The sequence below is a fragment of the Chryseobacterium sp. genome (assembly GCF_019236175.1).
Taxonomy (GTDB): Bacteria; Bacteroidota; Bacteroidia; order Flavobacteriales; family Weeksellaceae; genus Chryseobacterium.
In genome coordinates this window covers 222,212-247,884 of record NZ_JAFAJM010000024.1, presented here as the reverse complement: position 1 = coordinate 247,884, position 25,673 = coordinate 222,212, and the positions used below count along the sequence as shown (strand labels likewise).

Annotated in this window: 24 protein-coding genes and 1 riboswitch; of the genes, 17 read left to right on the top strand and 7 right to left on the bottom strand. The window is 36.5% G+C overall.

Annotation, left to right across the window (positions count from 1 at the left end; translation table 11 throughout):
- The 9 genes from JO178_RS21055 to JO178_RS21015 all read left to right on the top strand — a co-directional run bounded on the left by JO178_RS21055 (position 1) and on the right by JO178_RS21015 (position 8,239).
- Complete coding sequence (locus tag JO178_RS21055; protein WP_291940233.1) at positions 1–2,199, top strand: thioredoxin-like domain-containing protein; 2,199 nt, start codon at positions 1–3, stop codon at positions 2,197–2,199.
- 24 nt (positions 2,200–2,223) lie between these two features.
- The gene (gene gldC, locus JO178_RS21050; RefSeq protein ID WP_291940231.1) at positions 2,224–2,547 is read left to right on the top strand and encodes a gliding motility protein GldC; all 324 of its coding nucleotides are present in this window, start codon (positions 2,224–2,226) and stop codon (positions 2,545–2,547) included.
- A 103-nt stretch (positions 2,548–2,650) separates the two neighbouring features.
- On the top strand, positions 2,651–3,790 hold the full coding sequence (locus JO178_RS21045) for a cystathionine gamma-synthase (protein WP_291940229.1): 1,140 nt from the start codon (positions 2,651–2,653) through the stop codon (positions 3,788–3,790).
- A gap of 77 nt (positions 3,791–3,867) precedes the next feature.
- Positions 3,868–4,317, top strand: coding sequence for a GNAT family N-acetyltransferase (locus tag JO178_RS21040; protein WP_291940227.1), 450 nt, complete (start codon positions 3,868–3,870; stop codon positions 4,315–4,317).
- 39 nt (positions 4,318–4,356) lie between these two features.
- Positions 4,357–4,869, top strand: coding sequence for a DinB family protein (locus JO178_RS21035; RefSeq protein ID WP_291940225.1), 513 nt, complete (start codon positions 4,357–4,359; stop codon positions 4,867–4,869).
- 52 nt (positions 4,870–4,921) lie between these two features.
- A complete protein-coding gene (locus tag JO178_RS21030) occupies positions 4,922–5,452 on the top strand; it encodes a hypothetical protein (protein ID WP_291940223.1) in 531 nt (176 codons plus the stop codon).
- 329 nt (positions 5,453–5,781) lie between these two features.
- Positions 5,782–6,330: an L-threonylcarbamoyladenylate synthase gene (locus JO178_RS21025; protein ID WP_291940220.1), complete on the top strand. Its 549-nt coding sequence runs from the start codon at positions 5,782–5,784 to the stop codon at positions 6,328–6,330.
- A gap of 107 nt (positions 6,331–6,437) precedes the next feature.
- The gene (locus tag JO178_RS21020) at positions 6,438–6,782 is read left to right on the top strand and encodes a nuclear transport factor 2 family protein (protein ID WP_291940218.1); all 345 of its coding nucleotides are present in this window, start codon (positions 6,438–6,440) and stop codon (positions 6,780–6,782) included.
- A 38-nt stretch (positions 6,783–6,820) separates the two neighbouring features.
- The gene (locus JO178_RS21015; RefSeq protein ID WP_291940217.1) at positions 6,821–8,239 is read left to right on the top strand and encodes an HD domain-containing protein; all 1,419 of its coding nucleotides are present in this window, start codon (positions 6,821–6,823) and stop codon (positions 8,237–8,239) included.
- Between the two features lie 177 nt (positions 8,240–8,416).
- On the opposite strand, the gene JO178_RS21010 is transcribed toward JO178_RS21015, so the two are convergent.
- The 3 genes from JO178_RS21010 to pafA form a co-directional block, all read right to left on the bottom strand.
- Positions 8,417–9,463, bottom strand: a complete 1,047-nt coding sequence (locus JO178_RS21010) for a hypothetical protein (RefSeq protein WP_291940215.1) — start codon at positions 9,461–9,463, stop codon at positions 8,417–8,419.
- A gap of 11 nt (positions 9,464–9,474) precedes the next feature.
- Positions 9,475–11,316, bottom strand: coding sequence for a TonB-dependent receptor (locus tag JO178_RS21005; RefSeq protein ID WP_291940213.1), 1,842 nt, complete (start codon positions 11,314–11,316; stop codon positions 9,475–9,477).
- 32 nt (positions 11,317–11,348) lie between these two features.
- Positions 11,349–11,527, bottom strand: a riboswitch (cobalamin riboswitch).
- Positions 11,528–11,661: 134 nt separating this feature from the next.
- Complete coding sequence (gene pafA / locus JO178_RS21000) at positions 11,662–13,308, bottom strand: alkaline phosphatase PafA (RefSeq protein WP_291940210.1); 1,647 nt, start codon at positions 13,306–13,308, stop codon at positions 11,662–11,664.
- 165 nt (positions 13,309–13,473) lie between these two features.
- On the opposite strand from pafA, the gene JO178_RS20995 reads away from it, so the two are divergent.
- The 4 genes from JO178_RS20995 (at position 13,474) to JO178_RS20980 (ending at position 16,267) form a co-directional block, all read left to right on the top strand.
- Positions 13,474–14,427, top strand: coding sequence for an RDD family protein (locus JO178_RS20995; protein ID WP_291940208.1), 954 nt, complete (start codon positions 13,474–13,476; stop codon positions 14,425–14,427).
- 96 nt (positions 14,428–14,523) lie between these two features.
- The gene (locus JO178_RS20990; protein ID WP_291940206.1) at positions 14,524–15,309 is read left to right on the top strand and encodes a hypothetical protein; all 786 of its coding nucleotides are present in this window, start codon (positions 14,524–14,526) and stop codon (positions 15,307–15,309) included.
- A 19-nt stretch (positions 15,310–15,328) separates the two neighbouring features.
- Positions 15,329–15,721: a VOC family protein gene (locus JO178_RS20985; protein ID WP_291940203.1), complete on the top strand. Its 393-nt coding sequence runs from the start codon at positions 15,329–15,331 to the stop codon at positions 15,719–15,721.
- Positions 15,722–15,730: 9 nt separating this feature from the next.
- The gene (locus tag JO178_RS20980) at positions 15,731–16,267 is read left to right on the top strand and encodes a GNAT family N-acetyltransferase (protein ID WP_291940201.1); all 537 of its coding nucleotides are present in this window, start codon (positions 15,731–15,733) and stop codon (positions 16,265–16,267) included.
- 19 nt (positions 16,268–16,286) lie between these two features.
- Here the strand turns inward: JO178_RS20980 and JO178_RS20975 are convergent, their stop codons facing one another.
- Positions 16,287–17,633: a M28 family metallopeptidase gene (locus JO178_RS20975; protein ID WP_291940199.1), complete on the bottom strand. Its 1,347-nt coding sequence runs from the start codon at positions 17,631–17,633 to the stop codon at positions 16,287–16,289.
- 127 nt (positions 17,634–17,760) lie between these two features.
- On the opposite strand from JO178_RS20975, the gene JO178_RS20970 reads away from it, so the two are divergent.
- The 3 genes from JO178_RS20970 to JO178_RS20960 all read left to right on the top strand — a co-directional run bounded on the left by JO178_RS20970 (position 17,761) and on the right by JO178_RS20960 (position 20,156).
- Positions 17,761–18,333 (top strand): Crp/Fnr family transcriptional regulator, encoded by a 573-nt coding sequence (locus tag JO178_RS20970; RefSeq protein ID WP_291940197.1) that lies wholly within the window; start codon positions 17,761–17,763, stop codon positions 18,331–18,333.
- A gap of 11 nt (positions 18,334–18,344) precedes the next feature.
- A complete protein-coding gene (locus tag JO178_RS20965) occupies positions 18,345–18,899 on the top strand; it encodes a putative glycolipid-binding domain-containing protein (protein WP_291940196.1) in 555 nt (184 codons plus the stop codon).
- Positions 18,900–19,109: 210 nt separating this feature from the next.
- The gene (locus JO178_RS20960) at positions 19,110–20,156 is read left to right on the top strand and encodes an RNA ligase family protein (RefSeq protein WP_291940194.1); all 1,047 of its coding nucleotides are present in this window, start codon (positions 19,110–19,112) and stop codon (positions 20,154–20,156) included.
- 129 nt (positions 20,157–20,285) lie between these two features.
- Here JO178_RS20960 and JO178_RS20955 read toward each other — a convergent pair whose 3' ends face one another.
- The 3 genes from JO178_RS20955 to JO178_RS20945 form a co-directional block, all read right to left on the bottom strand.
- Complete coding sequence (locus JO178_RS20955; protein WP_291940192.1) at positions 20,286–21,212, bottom strand: malate dehydrogenase; 927 nt, start codon at positions 21,210–21,212, stop codon at positions 20,286–20,288.
- Between the two features lie 116 nt (positions 21,213–21,328).
- Entirely contained in the window at positions 21,329–21,880 is a 552-nt protein-coding gene (locus JO178_RS20950) for a biliverdin-producing heme oxygenase (protein WP_291940190.1), read from the bottom strand.
- A 20-nt stretch (positions 21,881–21,900) separates the two neighbouring features.
- The gene (locus JO178_RS20945; RefSeq protein ID WP_291940188.1) at positions 21,901–24,099 is read right to left on the bottom strand and encodes an ATP-binding protein; all 2,199 of its coding nucleotides are present in this window, start codon (positions 24,097–24,099) and stop codon (positions 21,901–21,903) included.
- Between the two features lie 386 nt (positions 24,100–24,485).
- Here JO178_RS20945 and JO178_RS20940 point away from each other — a divergent pair, with 386 nt between their 5' ends.
- Complete coding sequence (locus tag JO178_RS20940; protein ID WP_291940186.1) at positions 24,486–25,535, top strand: linear amide C-N hydrolase; 1,050 nt, start codon at positions 24,486–24,488, stop codon at positions 25,533–25,535.
- Positions 25,536–25,673 lie beyond the last annotated feature (138 nt).

The following is a 25,673-nucleotide window of genomic DNA, read 5'->3' as shown; positions in this document are numbered from 1 at the left end:
ATGAAAAAAATATTCACACTGGTCAGTACAGAATGGCTGAAAATAAAAGGTTTGGGGCTGGTTTACTTAGCACTGGCATTAGGTATTTTACTCCCGGTCCTACGTTTTTTAACTCAGGCCTTTAACCCGAACTTTCTGACTCCCGAAGATCTGCCCTATTCTGTTTTTGAGGAAGCGATCACCGGAAGTTTCAAGGCTTTTGCCGTATTTCTGCTATTGCTTTACGTGGTTATTGCGGCTAACAGAATTGCACAGACCGATCATAAAAACAATGGATGGCAGCTGATGGAAACTCAACCTATCAGCAAATTCCAGCTTTACCTGTCGAAATACCTGGTTTTATTAATTCTCAGTTTTATATGCATTGCTTCCTATATCGGGTTTAACATTTTGTTTTCCCTTATGGATTATTATATCCATCCGGGTGAAGCGAAATTACTGACCATTGATGTAGTCTGGATGTTAAAAACATTGATAAGGCTATGTGTTGCTGTTTTAGGAATTACAGCGGTTCAGTTATGTATTTCCGTTGCATTTCCCGGTTTTATCTGGCCGTTTTTAATTGGAATTCTTGGGCTTATTGTCAATATGTATTCTATGACCCAAAGGGTAGATTTTCCATTTTGCCCGTATAACTCCTTATATATTTTATGTAAATCTCCTGATATCAGAAGCCTGAATCATTATATTACCTATAGTGAGTATTTAAGTATATTCTGGGCTATGATATTTCTTATTATCGGATATTTCTGGTATCGTGGAAAAGGCTTTAAAACGGCATTTTTAAAAAGCAAAAAACAAATTATTTCATCATCTGCTTTTGTTCTGGCTGCCGCGGGAATCTTTTATATTTTACAAAAACCCAAAGCTTATCAAAGCGACGGAGAAGGTATTGTAATCAAAGGAAAACTCGATACCGGTCTTAAAATTGATTCTGTTAAAATCTATGCTAAAGATTTTCATAAAAAAATCGGAAGCGCGGCTGTCAAAAACGGAGTGTTTTTTTGGAAAACCGGACGGCAATTACCATTTGATCAGTACAGTCTTGAGTTTGGCACGAAAAAAATTGATTTCATGATGGGAAATGGGGATCATTTTGATTTCAAGATCCGGTGCAATGCTTTAAAAATGAAGTATTTCCTTACTTCCAACCGGTCAGCAGAACAATCCTATAAAAATCAGGAGGACGGATTCGGATATGAGTTTTCCTATGCTGTTGATGAACAAAAGTATAATGATAATCCTTCGAAGTTTTATGAACTGGCCCAGAATGACTGGAAAAAAAATATAAAAAAACTATCTCATTACACCGACAGTGAAAATAATGCACTTTCTGATGACTATCTCGCTTACCGAAAACAACTCTTGGCAATCCAATATTTGAATGAGATCAGCAATTACAGAAAAATGACCTCTTGGAATGATCCTAAATTTGAGGCTCCGGGAGCATTTTTAGAAGAACTGAATGCAAAAATCAAAACCCCGACTGTATTATTAAGTAAAAATGATGATTATATTCAGTACAAGCTTGATCAGATGCTTAGTGATAAAGAAAAACTCTCCAATGCTGACAGTCTTCTTTTTATAAAATTAAATGCATTGCCTAATGGTATCAACAGAGACCGTTTATTAACCAGACATCTTATAAAAAGTATGGAACTGAAATCAGACAGTATTTCAAGACAACAGCTTTTTATGAAGGAAATTCCATTAGTAGAAAATAGCAATTATAAAAAACTTGCAGCATCCAGGCTTGAACAGCTCAATGTTTCACAAAAGGGAGCTCAGTTTTCAGATTTGACATTTCTTGACAGTAACGGAAAGTCTCATTTACTTTCGGAATACAGGGGAAAATATGTAGTGATCGACTTATGGGCTACCTGGTGCGGACCTTGTAAACAGATTCGTCCTATTTTTGATGCAAGAAGTAATCAGTACCGTTATGCGGGCAATATTCAGTTTATTTCAATCAGCCTGGATGAAGATCAGTCTAAATGGTTAAATTATTTAAAAACAAAACCGTCCAAAGTTCCGCAATTCTGGCTTGCTGAGGCCAGTGAATTTATGAATAAATACAAAGTTCAGTCTATCCCGAGGTTTCTTATTATTGACCCTAATGGAAAAGTTTTTAACCTTAACAGCCCATTTCCTGATGAAGATAATTTCGTAGAAATTTTAGATAAGCTCAAGAAGTATTAACTTTGCCAAAAATTTTAGATTGATATGAGAAAAACTCAGATTACGATAGATGTAGAACTGGATGAAAACCACATCCCTGAAAATATAACATGGAACGCACAGGACGGCGGTGTTGAAAAAGAAGAAACTAAAGCAACCATGATCTCTGTATGGGATGATAAAACGATGGAAGCTTTAAGAATTGATCTTTGGACAAAAGAAATGCCGGTAGATCAGATGAAGATGTTTATCCACCAGATTTTAATCTCTTTAGGAAGTACTTATCAGAGAGCAACCGGTGAGGAAGATGTAGCACAATGGATGGAAGAAATTGCAGAAGAATTCGCAGTGAAATCTGCTATCAAATAAAAATGTAACCTCATCAATATAATAGTGTACCGATTGAGTCCTGCAAAATTTATACAACAAAAATAAATGGGTACACTGTTGGATTGATAAATTATAAAATATTATGAACTTTAATACAAAAGTTATTCACGGAGGGCAGCATCATGAGTCTGCTACAGGTTCTGTAAATGTACCTGTATTTTTAACCTCTACATTTGCACAAAAGAGTCCGGGTGTACATTCCGGATACGAATATTCAAGAGCAGCAAACCCTACCAGACAGGCATTGGAAGATTCATTAGCCAGTATTGAGAACGGAGCAAGAGGTTTGGCTTTCGGTTCAGGCCTTGCCGCAATCGACTGTGTTCTGAAACTCCTTAACCCCGGTGATGAAGTAATTGCCGTAGATGATCTTTATGGTGGTACTTACAGAATGTTTACCAGACTTTTTGAAAAATATCAACTGAAGTTTACTTTCGTCAATTTTGATGATGTTTCTAAAATTGCAGATGTTATTACTGATAAAACAAAACTGATCTGGGTAGAAACTCCAACAAACCCGTTGATGAAATTAGTAGATATCAAAGCTGTAGTAGATATCGCTAAGGGAAAAGATATTTTAGTAGCCGTAGATAATACTTTCGCTACACCTTATATTCAGAGACCTATTGATCTGGGAGCAGATATCGTAATGCACTCTGCTACCAAATACTTAGGCGGACATTCTGACGTGATTGCAGGAGCTCTTATTGCTAAGGATGCTGAACTTGGAGAAAAACTCCATTTCATTCAATTTGCAAGCGGTGGTATTTTAGGACCACACGATTCTTACCTTGTCCTGAGAGGCATTAAAACATTAGCATTAAGAATGCAAAGACATTCCGACAATGGTCTTGCTGTAGCAAAATATCTTGAAACTCATCCTGCTGTAGATAAAGTAATTTATCCGGGATTAGAATCTCACCCTCAGCATGCACTGGCAAAATCTCAGATGAAAGAATCGGGAGGAATGGTTTCCTTCACTTTCAAATCAGGAAAAAAAGAAGATGCTATCAAATTTTTAGAGAAAGTAAGAGTATTTACATTAGCTGAATCTTTAGGAGGTGTGGAATCTTTAGCCAACCACCCTGCTTTAATGACTCACGCTTCTATTCCGGCTGAAAAACGTGCTGAACTTGGAATTACTGATGATCTGGTTCGTTTAAGTGTAGGTATTGAAGATGCTGAAGATCTGATTGCAGATTTAGAAAAAGCTTTTTCTTAACATAAAAATCACTGAAAAGGAGCTGCAATCACCAAAAGCAGCTCCTTCTCATTAACCGATGATCACTCTATATTCTTATGAAAAACACAAGAAAAGCGATCCTTCAGGATCTGACCCAACTGGCTGAGTTATTTGATCAATACAGGATTTTCTATCACAAAGAATCTGATATTTCTTCAGCAGAAAACTTCCTCCGTGAAAGAATTGAAAACAAAGATGCTGAAATTTTTGTTGCCGAGGAAAATGGTGTACTGACAGGTTTTGTACAGCTCTACCCTATTTTTTCATCAACAAGAATGCAGCGCTACTGGCTGTTAAACGATTTATATGTAAATGCCGGACACCGGGGAAAAGGCTACTCCAAAGAACTTATTGATCAAGCTAAAAAATTATGTACATCATCCAATGCCTGTGGTATTCTGCTTGAAACAGGAAAAAGCAACGATATCGGCAACCAGCTGTATCCGGCTTGTGGATTTAAGCTGTATAACACTGTTAATTTCTATGAATGGACCCCTGAACAATAATGAATAAAGGGAACCGTTAAATTCTTAAATTTTAAAACCATGACCGATTTTCAAAAATATATTCAACGATATTTAGATTTAATCCCATCCAAAGACTGGCTGGCCGAATTAAATAAATCAGGAGAGAAAACCATCGGAATTTACTCCAATCTAACTGAAGAACAATCCAAATTTGCTTATGCGGAAGGAAAATGGACTTTAAAAGCCCTTCTACTCCATTTATCAGACTGCGAAAGAGTTTTCCAGTACAGAATGGTCGCTATTGCAAGAGGTGATAAAAATAACCTTCCGGGATTTGATGAAAATGAATATGCAGATAAATCTTATGCCCACGAAAGATCCCTGGAATCTCTTCTGGATGAATACAAACTGGTAAGAAAATCTTCTCAGATCTTCTTAGAAACCATTCACCCCACTGCATTACAAAGCAAAGGAATTGCCAACAATAACGAAATTACAGTAGAAACGATCGGAAAGCTTATTGTAGGCCACAATTATCACCACCTGAATATTATTGAGGAAAGATATTTATCGAAATTAGGATGGATGTAAGGAAACAATGCAAACGGGTTTTAACCCGTTTCTTTTAATTAAAAACACCTTCATGAGATCATTAAAAAAACTAAAAATCACAGAAAGTATTCATGCTCAAAAACTGATTTTTGAAGAAAGTCAATCAGATGAGGCTAATCAATTACTTAGCTATATATTATTTGCAGGCTTTGTCATACTGCCTTTACTTATGATCATTGATTTTGTAACAGAATATGAGCCGCCTTTATTTTTTATTCCTCCATTTTTGTTGTTCTGTTTTGGACTGCATGGACTTTATTGTCAGATCACAGAAAAAAGATTAATGAGAATCACTACTCATCTTAAAAAAAGTGAAATAAAAGACAGAATTTTTCAATATGCCCAAAAGAAAAACTTCAGAATTTCAGAAAATTCTGACGACACCATATTCCTTAATGAACCCACTTATATTGGATTTGACGGGTACGATCAGACCACTCTTATTTTTATTAATGAGAATCAAGTTCTATTTACAGTAATCAAAGAAACATCAAGATTTAATACACCGGTTTTATTTGCTCAATACGGTAAAAGAAGAGATTTAAAAAGAATTTTGAGGTAATTTATTTGTATACATACGTTTCGGCTAAAGCCAATAAAAGATTTATTTTTATTAAATGGGCTAAAGCCCATTTCTATTGATCTTTAACCGGATGTTTCAAAATATTTCGCCGATTCCGTCAATATTCTTTGAAACATTCAATATCATCATATCATTACAATAAAACGCATACAACCATCAATAGGAACGGGCTTAAGCCCGTTTTCAATGTAATATAATATCCGTTGGCTTTAGCCGAAACTTAAAACATTCATCATTTATCCTTCATTTTTTTGTCTTTAGCTGGCAGAATTTTTACCTTTATCCACTGTTTTGAATTCAATACAATTATGGAGCATATTATCGAAATATTAAAATCCGGCGGAACCATTCTTTATCCTACTGATACAATCTGGGGAATTGGTTGTGACGCAACAAACATAGAGGCTGTCAATAAAATTTTTGACATTAAGAAACGTGAAAAAAATAAATCCATGATCATTTTAGTGGAGTCTGAAAAAAGGCTTCAGGATTTAGTGGATGTTCCTGAAATGGCTTGGGAAATTATTGATCTTAGTGAAAAGCCCGTTACCATTGTGTATGAAAATCCCAGAGGACTTCCTAAAGAACTGCTTGCTGAGGACGGAAGTATTGGTATAAGACTTGTAAAAAATGATTTTTGTAAAAAACTGATCACTAAGCTGAACAGACCTTTGGTTTCTACTTCTGCTAATTTTAGTGGTGAAAAAAGTCCGTTAAAATTTTCGGATATTTCAGATGAAATGATAAAGCTTGTAGATTACGCGGTAGAAGAAGACAGAGAAAAAGTGTCTAAATACTCAGGATCTTCAGTGATTAAAATATGGAGCGATAACAGAATAAAAGTTCTTAGAGAATAAAAATTCTGTGGTAATTCATTTATTTTTTAGAGTCTTGTCAATTCATATCGGCAGGATTTCTTTTTTTAGTTTTATCTTTGCACAACCTCAACTCATAAAAATTTAATATGGACCATAAAGATTTTGCCCAGGAATGGATTAACGTCTGGAATTCTCATGATTTAGAAAATATTCTTTCGCATTATTCTGATGATATTGAAATTACCACACCCATGATTGTTATGGCTACAGGAGGTAAAGAAAATTCATTAATGGGAAAAGATGCTGTTCGTGGCTATTGGAGAAATGCACTGGAAAAATTTCCGGATCTTCACTTTGAACTGATACAATCTACTGCCGGAGTAAATTCTGTCGCATTATTTTATAAATCTATTATGGATAAGCATGCCGTTGAAGTCATGTTTTTTAATGAAGAAGGAAAAATTAATAAAATGTATGCTCATTATAATTAATGGGCTGCATGGCTAGAAATTGACGCTATTTACTAACGATGAAAATTAATCTTAACCAAAATAAAAATTTAAAACTTTTTAAAATAATTTCTGAGGCCGCAGAGAGGAATCATCAGTCCGTCTATATTGTTGGTGGCTATGTTCGTGATCTTCTGATGAAAAGAAATGCATCTACGGATATAGATTTTGTGACCGAACAAAGCGGCATTGAGCTTGCTCAGAATGTTGCCCACGATATTGACCCAAAACTAAAGGTTTCTGTTTTTAAAACCTATGGTACTGCTATGATCAAATACAAAGAGCTTGAACTTGAATTTGTAGGCGCCAGAAAGGAAAGCTATACGGAAAACAGCCGAAAACCGGAAGTCGAAGGAGGAACACTGGAAGACGACCAGAAACGAAGAGATTTCACCATCAATGCGATGGCTATTTCTTTAAATAAAGATAATTTCGGAGAACTGATTGATCCTTTCAACGGAATTGAAGATCTGGAAAAAGAGATTTTAAGAACACCCCTTGAGCCTGCTCAGACGTATTCTGATGATCCCTTACGAATGATGAGAGCAGTAAGGTTTGCTTCTACTTTAAATTTTACCATTCAAGAAAACTCACTGAATGCGATCGCACAGGAAGCCAAAAGAATTGAAATTGTCTCGATGGAAAGAATCATGGTAGAGTTCAACAAAATTATGATGTCTGCAAAACCTTCCATAGGATTAAGGCTAATGGAACAGACCGGTCTTTTAAAGCTTATTATCCCTGAATTAATAGAACTGAAAGGGGTGGAAGAAGTAGAAGGACAAACTCATAAAGACAATTTTTACCATACCCTGGAGGTTGTTGATAACATCTCATTGAATACGGACAATCTATGGTTACGCTGGGCTGCATTACTTCATGATGTTGGAAAAGCTCCTACTAAAAAGTTTGTTGAGGGAACAGGATGGACTTTTCATGGTCATGAATTCCTTGGTTCAAAAATGGTAAAGACTCTTTTCCAGAGATTAAAACTGCCATTGGGAAGTGATATGAAATATGTTCAGAAGATGGTTAAACTTTCTTCCCGTCCTATTGCTTTGATTACAGATGATGCTTCCGATTCTGCACTGAGAAGACTATTGTTTGATGCCGGTGAAAATCTGGAAGATCTCTTCATTCTTTGCAAAGCAGATATCACTACTAAGAATTCTAAAAAACAGGAAAAATTTAAAAAGAATTTCGAATATGTAGCGGTAAAAATCAAGGAAGTGGAAGAAAAAGATCAGGTAAGAAACTTCCAGCCTCCTATTACGGGAGAAGAAATTATGGAAATGTTTCAGCTTAAGCCGGGTCGTGAAATTGGTATTTTAAAAGAAAAAGTAAAAGAAGCAATTCTTGAGGGAGAAATTCCCAATGAAAAAGAAGAAGCAACAAAGTTTGTTATTGCTGAAGCAGAAAAACTTGGGTTAACGCTATAAATTCAAAACATTATACAATAAAATAATCGGCCGGATATTTCATGATCCGGCCGATTATTTTATTGATACATGCGGTTTATAAAAAAACAAACCCGGCCGGTTCAAAGAACCGGCCGGAAAAAAAACACAAATGATGAAAAATAAAAAATTATTTATAATACCAAAGTATTATTTTTTTTAGTTCCAGTACACACCGTTTGCACCAATCCCCGCAGAGAATGTTTTAATAGCTGATCCCAAAGTGTTATACACAACAATTGTACTTGCCTGAGTAAACCCGTTTGAATCGGATGTGAAGATCATATCATTCACTACACTGAATCCATAAAGAGGAGAATACTGGTCAACACCGTTGGCTACAGTAAACAATGGAGAAGTTGGCGCTGCAGTAGCTGTCATATCCATTTTGTATACATTTTTCCCTGAAGTAAAATAATATTTACCATTTGAAATTTCAAGGTTTTTAGCATTGGCAATACCTGTTAATGTAGTTGTCTTTGTGATATTTCCTGTGCCTGAGATCTGATAGATATAAGAATCTGTAGTTCCTGCTGCCACTGCATATACATTCTGGTTATTAGCAATAATCTTGTTAATATTTCCGTTTGGCAATGTAATCGTAGTCTGAATATCATTTGTAGAGGTATTGATCATCGTAATTTTATTACCAAAACCAAATGATGCATTCTGCACAAAGATATTACCCTGCGCTTCTACAATTCTTTCAACAGCATCTGTGAATGTGATTTTTTTAACAAAAGAACGGTCCGATACTTTATAGATACTTACATATTTGTCACCCTGATATTTATCATTGGTTACATAGATATTGTTATTGGCAAAAGCCATATAACGGGGATTGTTAAGTTGTGCCGTAATTTCCCCATTTGCTTTAAAATCACCACGGTTAACAATCTGGATTTTATTGGAATTGTTTAGCAATAAATAAGCCTTATCTCCATAAACAGAGATAGACTGTAAAACATCTCCTAATTTAGCGCCTCCGTTATTAAATGAAAAAATATTATCCTGTTTAAGAGCAAGATCCGGAGTTACAAAAGTTACCTCGGCACTTGGAGTCCCGTATTTACCTTCATTGGCAATCAGGAATCCGTTTCCGTAAAATACAGTATTGTCATCAACATTATTGTCACTGCTACAAGATGCAATTCCCAGAAGAAGTGTAAAAGCAAAAAGAAGGTGTAAAAATTTGTTTAGTTTCATTTATTTTCAGTTTAAAAGTTAATAGATGCATAGATACTGTAATTTCTTTTAGGCATAGGGTAATCCATAACCGTCTGATATACAGTATTGGTAATATTGTTTATTTTAAATCCTAAAGTATATTTTTTTAATATATCAGCAGAGATTCCTGTATTTAGAATAAAATAGGGATCAATCGCAGTCGCCCTTCTCTCGTCCGATGTGGTATAGGTAAGGCCGTTAAAAAGTCCCTGAGCATATAGTGTAAGGAAATCATACTGATACTCTATATTTCCGACCGCTTTATGAAGCGGAACATACATTCTCTGTTTTTGGGTGTCTTTATCAATTGATTTTGAATAGGTATATCCGGCATTCAGTTTCAGGATATGTTTTCCAAAACTTTTGGCCCACATTGCCTGAGATTCCAATCCGTAAGATTCTGTTCTTGCTATATTAAAAGGAGCCCAGTACCCGTTTGAGGTTGGAAGCCAGCTGATCAGATCTTTGGTATTCATATAATACGGACTGAGTATAATCTTCAGATTTCCAAAACTAAACTCATGATTCATATCGATATTGTTGGAGGCTTCCGGTCTTAAATCCAGATTTCCTCCGGGTTGCCAGTAAAGGTCATTAAAAGAAGGATATCTGAAGTTTTTCGAAAAATTAATGCCCACCTGATACCATGCTAAAGCCTTCCATTTCCCCGAAAAGGAATATAAAACCGGTGATGAAACATTCTCTATAAAGTCTTTTTTGATTCCGGCTTCCAGACGAATATCCGTGGTAGCAAAATACCTGATTAATCCGGCTAAAGATCCAATATTTCTACTGATCGTTCCGAATCCTGTCTGATACCCTTCTCCTTTGTTGACCTGAAACTCACCAATCGCATTGACATTAATTTTTGGAGTGATGAAATAATTAAAATCGTTTTTAAAAATATAATTCTTACCTGTCGCTCCACTGGATTTAGGTAAAGTAATATCAGAAAAATACTGGAAGTTATCTTCCGTATAAGCGGCTTTCAGGCTATTTGAAATATTAGTTTTATTGATATCCCACGAAATCAGGCTTCGTAAGGTCTGTGCCTTATATTTCGTTTTATTTCCGTTGGCTTCAAAAACAGGATAATGTTGTGAAGCGTCAAAAGTCTGATTCTGCCATGAAATAGTCTGGTGAGCAGCAATTTTATAAGAAGCACCGATATTGACGGAGGTATTGTAATATCTCCCGTTAGTATTGATAAAGCTTGTACTCCCTACCACGAATTCAGGTACCTCATAATTATTTTCACTCGTTATATAATTTCCGGAAACTTTAAAGCTGAACTTTTCGTTACTGTAAGAACCTTTAACAAAATTATTATAGGTATTAAAAGAAGCTGCTTCTGAGAATAAAGAAGCATGGAAACCTTTATTAAAATCCAGGGTATTATTTAAATGGATACTTCCGCCGATAGCGCCACTTCCATAGATCACACTTCCGCCGCCGGACTTCACTCCTATCTGATCATATCCGAATGCCGGAATATTATTGATATCTCCCTGTCCTAAAAAACTGGAATTGATATTAATCCCATTCCATACGAAAGCTGTCTGCTGAGCAGTCGTTCCTCTGAAAGAAGGGGAAGAAACGGCTCCGCGGCCATTTTCTTTGATATAAATCTGGGATTGAAATCTCAATAAATCGGAAAGGTTGGAAGAGTTTTTTTCAACATCTTCCGGTGTAATGGTTGTAACAGGATGAAAGAGTTTCACTCTGTTCATCTGGTTGTCGAATATGTAAATCGTATCAATGGATTTCTCTTGTCCAAAAAGAAAACAACCATAAGACGAAAGAAGCAGTGCTAAAGATCTTTTTATATCCATACTATTCTACTTTTCCTCCGAAAGCAATATGTTTTTTTGATTATCATTCCGGCAGGTCTCCTGACTTTCGCTTTCTGTACCTTCCCGTTTTTACACAGTGGTTTATTACAGAAATTTGTATCGCGATTTACAGTTGCGGGGACAGTCCGGGAGTTTCACCCGATTCCCTTTTCATTCCAATATATTGGAAACCAAAATTTTTGCAAAGATAGCTTTTTAAATGTATTGGACAAAAAACTAAGATTTCAGACAATAGCAGGACTTCCTCAGAATCAAAGATAAAAAAATAAAAAGCCGCCTTCAGTATCTGAGGCAGCCCTTGTATGTAATAATAGTTGTGTTAAATTATTTACCCATAACTTCTGTGATTGGATTTCCGACACTTCCGCTCGGGAACTGGATTTTCAGTAAAGATGAAACAGTAGGCGCAATATCTGTCATATGATAAGCTTTATTACTCTCTCCATGCTGAACACCCCATCCCATAAATATTAATGGAATATGAGAGTCATAAGAATTCCATACACTGTGCGTAGTTCCTGTTTTAGAATAAGGCGGAAGCATAGAATCATGAGAAATAAGCTGAATATCTCCGCTTCTCTGTCTGTTGATTCCGTTGATGATTCTTTGTTTAATAGGTTCCGGAATACTGGATTCCTGAACTCTGTCTACAGAAACAGCATATAAAACGGTAGGATCTTTTTCAAGTTCTTTAACCGCAAAATTTCTTACATCATCCAGCTCAAGTTTGCTGTCTGCCAAAACTTTTCTGTCAAAATAAATCTGATAGTTATCAATCGCATTGATTAGTTTATCAGCTCCGAATTTTTCCTTCAGCTTTTGATTCAGATTCTTTTCCATTCCTTCTCCGAAGAAACCGGTAGGAAGATTGTGCTCTTTAAGGAATCCTACGGAATGGGCACCACCATGATCAGCAGAAAGGAAAACAGTATACTGCCCTTTTCCTACTTTTGAATCCAGATAGTTGAAAAATTCTGCTAAATCCTGATCAAGTCTGATATAAACATCTTCAACCTCAATAGAATTCGGTCCGTATTTGTGACCTGCATAATCCGTAGATGCTAAGTTGATGGCCAGAAAATCTGTAATATTATCTCCTCCCAGCTGTTCTCCCTCTACAGAAGCTTCGGCTAATTTTAAAGTCAGCGTATTCCCGAAAGGGGTATAACGGATGTTATCTTTTTTCTCCTTATAATCCTTTGCCAGATTAGTGTAAGGGAATGTAGGTGTTTTTGCACTTCCTAACAGACCTTCCCATGCAGAATTATCCGGTGAACTTTCTGTATACTGATTGATCGGAAGTAAGGTATTCCAACCGTTGGCCACTAATTTTTCAGGCAAATTCTGAGCATTGAAAGATTTGATCCATTGCGGGAGCTCTTTCATATACCATGTACTTGTTATAAAATTTCCTGTGCTGTCATCAAACCAGAATGCTCCGTTGGGATTGTGCCCTGCCGGAAGAATAGAAGCACGATCTTTCAAAGAAACACCGATTACTTTACCCTGGAAGTTTGTAGCCAGTCTCAATTCATCAGTCACAGTTGTAGACCATAGGTTTTTCGGAGAATGGCTTCCGATTTTCACATTGGTAGTTCCTACCGGTTGTACGCTTTCGTCTGCCGTACAATATACTCCTTTTCCTGTTTCCTTGTCTGTCCAGTCATTTCCGGCAATACCATGAATTGCGGGTACAGATCCGGTATAGATACATGTATGTCCTAATGCTGTAATGGTAGGAACATAAGGAATATGTACATTATTTAAAGAATATCCGGTATTCAAAAGTCTTTTGAAACCATCATTTCCATATTTACCATAAAAACGGTATAAATAATCCCAACGCATTTGGTCTACTACCAGACCAACCACCAATTTAGGCCTTTCCAGCTGGGTATTTTTATTCTTCTGAGCATTAATTGTAACTACGGACAAAAAAGTAGCTGCCGCAATTGAAATTTTCCTAAGCATCCAAGTAAATTTTTATTGATCACAAATTTACATGTTTTGAAAGTTTTAGCGTATGAAATTTTATTCAAATTTGAAAACTCCGTTGTTTTTATTAAAGACAAATTATTTTTCAATGATAAGAAGATAAATTTTTCACTACTTTTGCCCGATTAAAAAACTAATACAATGGAAACGAATTTACTTTTATCCGGGTTCTGGAAAAGAATTATGGCCTTTTTAATCGACTCGATTATCCTTGGAATCTTTGGCTTAATTCTGGGCTTTTTATTCAAAAACTTTTTTATCGCATTAGGAGGGAATGCCAAATGTATCGGATGGTTCATCAGCTTGGTTTATTTCTCGGTCTTCAATTCAAAATTAAATAAAGGCCAGACTCCCGGCAAAAGAATAATGGGTATCCGGGTTATTGATATCAACGGACAGTTTATTGATATAAAAACCTCTCTGATCAGAGCTTTGATATTAACGCTCCCCTTCTTTTTAAACGGCTATAAAATTCCCGGAGTCTCCCCTTTTTCAATATTGACCGTATTTCAGTCTATGATCATTTTTGCCATAGGTATCGGGCTGGTTGTATTCTATATTGTAAATAAAGAAACCAGACAATCCGTTCATGATGTTATAGTGAAAACTCTTGTTGTTCAGGATTACCGGGATATCAAGCTTACGAAAATGCCTCAGATCACTAAAAAACCATTTTATATAACAGCCGGATTAGTAATTGTTATATTTTGTGTATCGATCTACAATTTCATGGGTAATTCTGACGTAAAAAAACTTATTCCGGTATATGAAAGTATTCTAAAGCAGGAAAATGTAGCCAATGCAGGTGTTTCTATCAAAACGTATCCTCTGAATAATAACAGTACTGTTTATTTTATCACCGTACAGTTAAAAACAGATCTTCCCAAAATAGACAACCCGACATCTTATATTATTCAGAATAAGGAGGCACAGCAAGCTGTCAAAACATTTATTAACAGCCATATATACAAAACAGATCATGATGTTTTAAATGTTACCATTAGTTCCGGATATGATATCGGTATTGCCAAAAGCTATCATTGGGTTGATACTTTCAGACCTGTATTCCAATGGAAAGAATTATATCAGTTCTAGTTTTTATCAATATAACGCATCATCTGATGCGTTTTTTTATTGCCGCGGACTTACATGCAGAATTTTACTTACTTTTGATCACTATTCAATCCGACTATGATTTTAGGAATATACTGGTATTTTAAATTTCCAGAGAATTTATATCAATTCAAGTTTTTCAGGTTTTTTGAAGGCTACGGCGGTCATGCTGATAATGCAGCCGAACTTGGCACAAGAGTTCAGGCCGGGAATATAGAGCGCCTCATTGAAAAGCTGGAAATACTGAAAAAAGACTTTCCCCAAATCTATCTTTTTCTGAGTATTCAGGATCAGCAGTTGCTTATTACAACGGGCGATCATCAGCTTTTTGATTATCACTTCCAGTTTGCAGCCGAAATAGAGAATATCCTTCTTGAGGAAAATGCAGTGAAATCGGATGATACTATTCCTTTTACAGCAGATTCCAATAAAAGCTATCCTCCTGAAAGGGCAGCCTATGAAACCATAGAGCACCGGTTTATCCAAATGGTGGGTTCTGATTTCAAACAGAATAATGCCGAAAATTATTCCATACGGATTGACTGCAACCTGCCTTTAGCCTGTAAAAAAGATTTCATCAGTGATTTAGTTTCTGTCTGTAAAGAAGAAAATCTCCATGTATTCTATTATAAAGATTGCGACTTCAGTGACCAGTCTAACCTGATGCTGCTTTTTACCAACGGAAGACAATATAAAAATCAAATTCAGAAGGTTGACATCAATTCATTCGGAAAGAAAGTAAGGGATCTTTCTCAAAAATATCCACTCCACTTCGGACATTTCGGAGGCATGAAATACTACCCGATTCACGGACCTCACGTGGAATTAATGACTGACAGAGACCAGATTCTAAACACAATATAAATTCATCAAATTCAAAATTATGATCAAATTTAAATATGTTATCCTATATGTGGAAGATGTGGAAAAATCCATGAATTTCTACAAAGATACTTTTGATACTGAAATTAAATTCATCACTCCGGAAAAAGATTACGGAGAATTAATCACCGGAGAAACCGGGATTTCTTTTGCATCCATTGCTTTGGCAGGCTCAAATCTGAAAAAGGGTTTCTTAGCTTCCAAAGTCAACAGCAAGCCTTTCGGAATAGAATTGGGCTTCGTAACCGATGACGTGGAAACATTAGTGGACAAAGCCCTGAAAAACGGTGCCGCTCTCTACCAAGAAATCGCTGTAAAACCTTGGGGACAAAAGACGGCATACATCACTGATCCCGATCATTATCTGGTGGAAATCTGTACTGAAATCCAATAAATCTGAGCCATGGAAATAAAAAAGCTGGAAACATTAAAGACCGATCCTTCTATGAAATGGGGACACAATGGCTATTCCACGGATATGATCTATTCAGTTTCTTCCATTGAATATAATCGCCTTTTTGAATTTACCCTGAAGGAAAAATCTTTCTCGTATACCAAAATCTGGAAAACTTCTTCCGATGAACTGAACGACCTGAATGAAGTTATCGAAAAAGGCTGTTCTTTCGGAGCCTACATTCAGGATGAACTGATCGGCTGGATCATTGGTGAACACAGAACATGGAACAACAGTTTCTATATTGAAAATATTCTGATTCATGAAAAATACAGACGTCAGGGGATCGGAATACAGCTGATTAAAAACAGTATCAGGGAAGCCAGAAGGCTACGCTGCAGAGTCATTGAACTTGAAACGCAGAACACCAATTATCCCGCTATTCAGTTTTACAGAAGAATGGGATTCAATATTACCGGACTCAATACAAGACTCTATGATTCACCCGATGAGATTGCTGTTTTTATGACGTTGGATATAGACTGAAATTTTTCAGCCCAATCAATTATTTCCCAACCTTAGGAATCACAATGAGACTTTCATTTCCCGAAGCATTTACCGCCTGTACACCAAAGAAATAATTATCCTTGGAATAAGGAAGCTTTATCGACTGGTCTTTGGTGAAAAACTTTTTCTGCCATACAGATGCATCGGTATCACGCATTAAAAGATAGTATCCGGTGATTTGATCTCCAGATAGTGGTTTCTCCCATGTCAGGGTTGTAAAATTGGTAAGCTTATCCACTTCTATTTTTACATTTTCAGGTTTCGATGGAGATTTGGCTAAACTGGCCAATACAGAAATATTAACGCCTACATTTTTTTTATAATACTCAAAATCCATAAACTCGGATAAATCTCCGTACTGAATTCCGTTTTCTTTTCTGATATCCTGATGCTGATGGTTGAAATTTTCATTGAATTCGGTGAGTCTTACCGCCGGGAATCCTTTATCAACAAACGGAGTATGATCTCCGCCTCTCAAGAACCTGTCGTTTCTATAGATGAGCTTCACCTGAAAATTATCCACATAACGTTCCCCGATTTCTTTAATATACCGGGCCAGCTGTCTGGCCTCGCCATCATTTTCCATGCCGAGCATTCTGATGCCTTGGGCCCTTTTATCCAGTTCATATTGAGGAAGACCTTCGGAAAAAACCCTTAATTGATATGTATTGGTCAGATTGGTTTCACTGCTGGAAGTATTGGAAATCATATCATTATTCAGCAGAGCTTCCAGTTGCCAGTTTTCATTTTTAGCTTTTTCAGCAAGCATCTTTGAGCCCAGCAGTCCCTGTTCTTCTCCAGAAAATGCCACAAAAACAATACTGGCAGGGAATTTAGATGCGCTAAGAATTCTTGCACTTTCAATAAGCGCGCCTACTCCGCTTCCGTCATCATTAGCACCGGGAGCATTATCTTTTGAATTCATGACATCACTTACCCTTGAATCCAGATGTCCGCTGATCATGAATACCCTTTTATCATTGGGATTTGTACCGTGAAGTATCGCAACTACATTCCCTAAATCCGTAGGCCGGTCTATTCTTTTCCCATCCGGCTGGATTGTTTGATTCTGAATAAAAACCTCCATTCTTCCCGCCGTATTTTTACCATAATCTTTAAACTTTTTCATAACCCAGTTTCTGGCCGCTCCGATTCCTCGTTTGGGATCCGTTGTAGAACTCATCGTATGCCTGGTTCCAAAACTTACCAGTTTATTAATATGCCCCTTTAATGAATCTGCATTTACCTGTGAAACGTAACGGGTAATTTCAGGATCCTGCTGAACAATTTGCTGGGCATTATATACAAAAGGAATAAAAAGCAGAGTAAAGATCAGTTTTTTCATAGTACAAATACAATCAATGACTGCAATTTACTTATAATAAATGAATCACGAACAGACAGGTTTAATAAAAAATACTCATCTTTGAATAGCCAATTCTCTGTCAAAAACAATAGAAAATACAATTCGTATGAACCATCTATTCCAGTACATCCAATCTCTCACTCCTTTTTCAGAAGAAAGCTGGAACTTGCTTCAGCCCGCCCTCTCTGAAAGAACCTTTAAGAAAAATGAACTGATGCTGCAGGAAGGTAAAATCTGTCAATCATTATTCTTCATCAGTAAAGGATTTTGTAAAACGTATTATGAGATAGACGGAGTGGCTAAAAACACAGGTTTTTTCTTCGAAAATGAAATAGCCACCAACCTCAGCAGTTTTGGAAACAACCAGCCTTCCGAATTCAATATTGCAGCTTGTGAAGAAGTTTATACAATTATTTTTAACAAAGAAAAATTATTTGAAGCTGCTAAGAAATCTTCTGAAATAGAAACCTTGGGACGTCATTGCCTCCGAAAGTTTGCTTCCCGTCAGGAAGAATTTTCCAATCTTTTCAAACTCTATTCAGCACAGGAAAGATTAGAATTTCTTGAAAATAAATATCCTGAAATGATACAACGCATTCCTCTTATACAACTGGCCTCATTTCTGGGAGTCGCAAGGGAAACTTTAAGCAGAATAAGGAAAAGAAGAATATCCCAATAACAAAATATACGATGAAAACATTAATCTGGAAAGGCATCTGTTATGAATCTCTTGAATATTTCAATATCAGAGAAAATCAGACCGGATATACGGCAACATCGAAAATAATCGGTTGCTATGAGAACAAAATCTATCATGTGAATTATACAATCAGCATCGACAAAAGCTGGAATATCCTGGAATTTACAATTGAATCTGAAATCAATACAAAGAAAAACCTGATTAGGGGAAGAAAAATACAAAATGAATGGAAGATCAATGATACCATCAACACACATCTCAAAGGCTTTACATTCATAGATATTTCCCTCACTCCTTTTACCAATACCTTACCAGTAAACCATTTACAATTGCCGGAAAACGGCTCCCAGGAAATTGAAGCGATCTATATTGATATTTTAAACAATCAGATTAAGCCTGCCGGACAAAGATACACCCGAACATCGGTCAACACTTATCTTTATGAAAATATCCGGACAGATTTTAAAGCCGATATTACAGTAAATGAAAGCGGATTAATAGAAAATTACCCCCAGCTTTTTAAAAAAATCGCTGAATATGATTAGATCAAAATAGAAGTAAAAGTACATTTCGTCCCCTGTATTTTCTATTTTAATAGCTGCCTTATACGAATATGAAGAAACTAAAATCCGGGATTTAGTCTGTACCTTTCTATTAAATTCATTGATCGCTTACATGAAAACCTCCTGTTTGTTTTGCCTGAAAATAATATATTTGTCCATAATAACAAGTGACTCCTATAAAAGCAAACTGATATGAGTGAATTTTCCGGATATGAGAAAATGCCTGATTCATTAAAAAAACTCGGGCTTAATGAAAAAGATTTATCCAGGATGGAAAAACTGAAATGGGTGGTCACTGAAAAAATTCATGGGGCTAACTTTAGTTTTTCCTACGAAAATGATCATCTCAGATTTGCTAAAAGAAGAGGATACCTCAGCTGGGGAGATGACTTCTTTGGTTTCCAGCTGGTTGTTAACCGTTTAGAAAATAACATCACCGGATTTTTCGAAAAATTAAAAACACACATCCCGGGTCAAACATATGTTCTTTATGGAGAATTGTTCGGAGGTCATTATCCTCACCCTGATGTTAAAGCAACAGAAAATTTACAGGCAATACAAACCGGAGTTTACTACGCTGCTGATATCCATTTCTATGCTTTTGATATTGCCATCGTTGATGAATCCGGAAATAAACAATACCTCGATTATGAAACGGCAGTTTCCTATTTTAATCAATTCAACATCCCTTATGCAACACCTTTGCTGATCGGAAAATTCAATGAAGCGTTGAGTTTCAACACAAGGATTATGTCTCCTATTCCCCAACAGCTGGCTCTTCCGGAGCTGCCCTATAATCTTATTGAAGGCGTAGTTATCAAACCCTATAACCTAAAAGATCATCAGCTGCTTTCCCATCGTCCGATCATTAAGCTTAAAAACCCTGAATTTGATGAGGAGGAAAAATTTCATCAGGCTGAAAAATGGTCTTTCATCCCCGATATTTCTTCCAAGACGGAAAATCTGTCTTTTATCACAGATGAGCTGAGAACTTATGTAACTCCAAACCGACTGGAAAGTGTAATCTCCAAAGTCGGAGCACTCGATACAGATAATACGATCCGCCTTTCTGAAATTCGATCTGAATTTTTACAGGATGTGTTCACAGATTTTAATGAAAACAATGGGAATTTACTTCATGATCTCTCCCCGGAAGACCACGAATGGATTACTGAAAGAATACAGTCGGAAATCCTGAATATCATCACACAGACCACCAAAGCTTCCGTTAAAAAGTGATCGTATTCATAAAATTCCTGAATGGTCTGCTTTACGAAATTCAGGTAATTTAATTTATCAAATACTAAATAAAAAACAGACTGTCTCAATGGAAACAGTCTGTTTTTATATTATAAATCCGGTCAGAAATTAGAATTTCAAATCTCCGTTTACCTCTCTTACAGCGTTAGCTGCTTCAGCGAATTTCAATTGCTCTTCAGCAGTAAGAGTTACGTTTACAATTTTCTCTACTCCGTTGGCTCCGATGATAGCCGGAACTCCTAAGCAGATATCATTTTGACCGTACTCCCCTTCAAGCATTAACGAACAAGGGATCATTTTCTTTTGATCACAAGCAATCGCCTGAACCATTACAGAAACAGCTGCACCCGGTGCATACCAAGCGGATGTTCCTAATAATTTAGTAAGAGTAGCTCCTCCTACTTTTGTTTCTTCGATCACATATTTTTGCTGATCGTCGTTTAAAAATTCCGTTACCGGAACTCCGTTTCTTGTCGCTTTGCTCAATAATGGAAGCATTCCTGTATCACTGTGGGCAGCGATTACCATTCCGTCAACATCAGAAATCGGAGCTTCTAATGCCTCAGCCAATCTGTATTTGAATCTTGCAGAATCCAATGCACCACCCATTCCGATGATTTTGTGCTTAGGAAGACCTGAAGTTTTGTGAACTAAATAAGCCATCGTATCCATTGGATTGGAAACTACGATGATGATTACTTCCGGAGAATGTTTTACTAAATTTTCAGTAACTTCTTTTACGATACCGGCATTGATACCGATTAATTCTTCTCTTGTCATTCCAGGTTTTCTTGGAATCCCTGAAGTGATCACTGCTACATGAGAACCTGCCGTTTTACTGTAATCTCCTGTTGTTCCGGTAATTTTTGTATCGAATCCGTTAAGTGACGCCGTTTGCATCAAGTCCATTGCTTTACCTTCAGCAAATCCTTCTTTAATGTCTACTAAAACTACTTCTGAACAGAAGTTCTTCATTGCGATGTATTCCGCACAGCTTGCTCCTACAGCGCCTGCACCTACTACAGTTACTTTCATATTGTATACTTTTTAAATTATTTTTTTTAGTTAAGTCTAAATTTGAAACTCCCCAAATTTAACAATTCCTGAAAATATGCGCAATTTTTCAGGAATTTTATTAGCATTAACGGGAATTAGTTGACATTCAGTAAAAACGAGTACAGTTTTTTCGCTCCGGAAAGCACTTCATCATAGTTTTCTTCTTTAATTTCAGTATCCAGCACCTCCTTAAAGCTCTTCCACATCGGCCCTGTATTCTCCTGATAGCATCCGAAAAAATTAAAAGTAACCTCATCAAAGCCTTCCGTTTTGGAAAGCTGTTTGGCAATTACATTTCCTCCCAGTGTTGAACCTTCAATCACATACATCGCCCCAAAAGCTTCATGTTCATTATTCAATTCCAGGGGGTTTGTAATTTCCTGATTGTCCAGAGAAAGGCTCTTCAGATCTTTTTCAATCAGGTAGAGCTTTTTTCTTTCATTAAGCTGAAGTTTTTGTGAGTATTTATCCGAAAGGCTGCTGAAAATCTGATCTTCGCTGTGAAGCAGCATCAGGTAATTGGTATGGATGATCTTTTTATAATCTTCTAAAGTGAAAGTCTTATTAAAAATTTTTTCAGAATTAAAAAGCTTTTCGGCTGCATCGTGATAATCTGCGGTGTTTTGTTTTAGATATTCTGATACCATAATAACGTTTTAAAAGTTTCTCAAATGTAAGGCTTTTTAAACGTTAAAATGAAAGAAGTCCCCTCTTTATTGCTCTCGTAATCAACATTTCCGCCAATTCTTTTCATAATACGATGAACAATGGATAAACCTACCCCGTTTCCTTTAAATTTTTTCGCATTATCCATCCTGTTGAAAATTTTAAACATCTTATGTTTTTCTTCTTCGGGAATTCCGATTCCATTATCCGAAATCCGGTACACAATCGTCTGCCCATCTGCCGTACCTTCAATTTCTACCTTCGGCAGATCTTTATGGGACGAATATTTCACTGCATTATTGATAATGTTTAAGAATACCTGATGAAGCATGGTTTTATCCGCCAGTACATCCGGACATTCTTTAATCACAATCTCACTTTTAGAATTGCCATAGGTCATCTTTGCATTCTCAGAAATTTTACGAATGGTTCCATTGGTTTTCAGGCTTTCAAGCTGGATCTCGCTGTGTTTTGCACGGCTGAGCTGCAGAACGTCCTGCATCATTTCGGCCATATTATCAATCTCCTCAATGATCGTATTGATTTTATTTTTACTTTTGTCAGCATCACCGGCAAGATTTCCCAAAAGCATTTGTGCATTGAGTTTCATGACTGTCAGAGGAGTTCCCAGATCATGAGAAATCGTGTACGAAAAGCTGTCCAGTTCTTCATTCACTTTTTTAAGCTCATCATTCAGCCTTTTAATGGTATTATAATTTTTATGGGAGGTTTCCAGGATCAGATCACGAACTGCATGTACAGCACTGATATTTCTGGAATTCCATCTTTTAGAATAACCTTTAATATTTTCTGTAAAAATGTGGAAGGATGTTCTGGGCGATACAATTTGTTTCTCTTCTCCGTTTTGAGAGAAGACCCCTATATTTTTTTCAGGATTTCCGGCCCATTTGATATGCTCATCAAATTCCTTTCGGAACCAGATCAGCATTTCGTTTTTATCCCTTGCAATAAAGTAAATAATGATTCCCGCTGCACTTTCCGGAAGTCCCAGTTCTTGTCCGTAACTTTTCAGAAAATCCCGGCTGACATAGATTTTTTCCTCTGTATTTTCCAGTGCCCACTGCACAATATGACTGATCACTTCCGATGTAGGAGTGAGCCCTTCCGTCACCATATGTTCATCTGAAATAATGGCAAGACCATCTGCTTCAGGCAAATTTTTAATTTCTGTTTTATTATCGACCAGCGAATCAAATAAATGATTATGCTTTAAAAAATCGGTTTTAAGCTCAGCTAATTTTTCATTCACTTCCAAACGATAATTCAATTCATTTTTGGATTTAAATGATGAATAGGCATTGGCTGCAAGTGCCGTAAAAATACCTGCCTGAACCCTGTCTTCAAGATCAATATGTCTGGGTTCTACATTTTGGCAGGTTACAAGCCCCCAAAGATGATCATCAAGAATAATAGAAACACTGAAACTTGAAGAAACGCCTGAATTCTTTAGATACTGTCCGTGAATAGGCGACATTCCTCTTGATGCAGAAAAACTCAGATCAATATTCTCCACCGTTTTACTTAGAATCGGGACGGTGTCTGCATACACATTACTGAATATTCTTTTTCTTTTTTTAAGATAAAGTGCCCTTGCCTGTTTGGGAATATCGGATTCAGGATAATGAAGACCAAGGAAACTTTCCATATCATCCCCCTTTTTTTCTGCAATGACTTTCCCTGAGCCGTCCATCATAAATTTATATACCATCATCCGGTCATAATTCACAACTTTGGCAAGTGTTTCCAGCAAATGGTTCCAGAGTTCCTCCGTATTATCTATCCCATAAAAATTATCATACTTATTTGAAATCCTTTTATCAGGATTGATCAGTACTTCCTCAAATTCCAAAAAGATATATTCTCCGCTTCGGTGAATAGAAAAATGATATTCTTTATCACCAATGAAAACCTTATCAAAATAGGTTTCGTTTTCTCTTCTGGTAAGTTTATTCAGTGAAGTATAGATATCCGAAGCTATAATCGTCTGAAAAATTTCCGGAAAGTCCGTAAGTTTCCTGTCAAAAAGCTCATCTGAGCTTCCGATTTTAAATAGATCCGGAATATTCCTGCTGAAAAAAGTAATGGAGTGCGATTCTGCATTGATGCCAATGAGATAACCAAAACTTTGTATATAGCCTGGAATATGGATGGGTTCTTCATGGCACTCTACAAAATTCATATAAGTATGTCAGTCAATCTATCAAAGATAGGTCTTTTTTTCCACAGCCTTATTGGTGTGGTATTTAATTTTTTTTTCAGACTGCTTCCTGAAATGATTTCTGCCGGGTTTGCTTTCCGATCGGTTTAAAATTACTTTGAAACATTCTTTATTTTACCCATATTTTAATGAGATATCTCTAAAATATACAAAAAAAAATCCATTTATGCAGCCTTCCTCCCTTTATTCATGATTCATCGCAGGAATTGCATATTAGGAGTCAAAATAATTATGTTATTTAAACAAATTTGGCTAAATTTATATCACTAAATAATGAATATGATTAAAAATTCATTGAATTATTCACAATAAATTCAATATAAAATTTAAATTCAAATAATACTATTATGAAAAAGTTCCCATTAATTTTATTTTCACTGGTCCTTTCAATAGGATTATGGAATCCGTCAGAAGCCTGCACCCGTGTTGTCTACAAAGGTCCGGAAAATACCATTCTTACAGCCCGTTCTATGGACTGGCGTGATGAAATCCCGGCCAATCTCTGGGTTTTCCCAAAAGGAATAGACCATACCGGAGAAGCAGGTCCTAAATCTGTAAAATGGACTTCCAAATACGGCAGTATCATCAGTTCCAGCTGGGATATTGCTTCTGCAGACGGAATGAACGAAAAAGGACTGGTTGCCAATCTGCTCTGGCTTGGTGAGTCCCAATATCCGAAGTTCGATCCGAAAGGAAATAAAAAGGGACTGGCCATTTCGCTATGGGCACAATATTATCTGGATAATTTTGCCACTGTAAAAGAAGCCGTAGAATTCTCAAGAAAAGAGCCATTTGTTATTGTAAGTGATTATATTCCAGGAACTGAAAGATTTACAACAGTACACCTTTCCATTTCCGATGCTACCGGTGATAATGCCGTCTTTGAGTATATCAACGGTAAGCTGGTGATCCATCATGATCCTTCTTACACGGTAATGACCAATTCTCCGGTTTTCGAAGAACAATTAGCTCTTAACAATTACTGGAAAGGTATTCCGGGAACAGTTATGCTTCCGGGAACCAACCGCGCAGCAGACCGGTTTGTAAGAGCATCCTACTACATCAATGCTATTCCGAGAACCTCAGATACCCGTACTGCCGTTGCCAGTGTTTTCAGCGTAATCAGAAACTGTTCTGTACCTTATGGAATCACTTCGGCAACGGAACCCAATATTTCTTCTACAAGATGGCGTTCTGTTTCAGATCAAAAAAATCTTGTCTATTATTTTGAAACGGTATTCACACCTAATACTTTCTGGGTAGATCTTAAAGATTTTGATCTGGGCCCGAAAGGAAAAGTAATGAAGCTTGATTTAAGCGGCTACCATACTTACAACGGTAAATCAAATACAGATTTTAAAGAATCAACGCCATTCAAATTTTTGGGATTAAACTAAAATCACATCACAAATCCAACAGGAGTAACACTTAAATGATTAAGTGCCCTGTTCAGCGTGCAAAAAATACGCCTCATTGTTTACCCTTTGAATGATGAAGATAAGTACGATTACAATGATTAATGTTCCCTGAAAAGA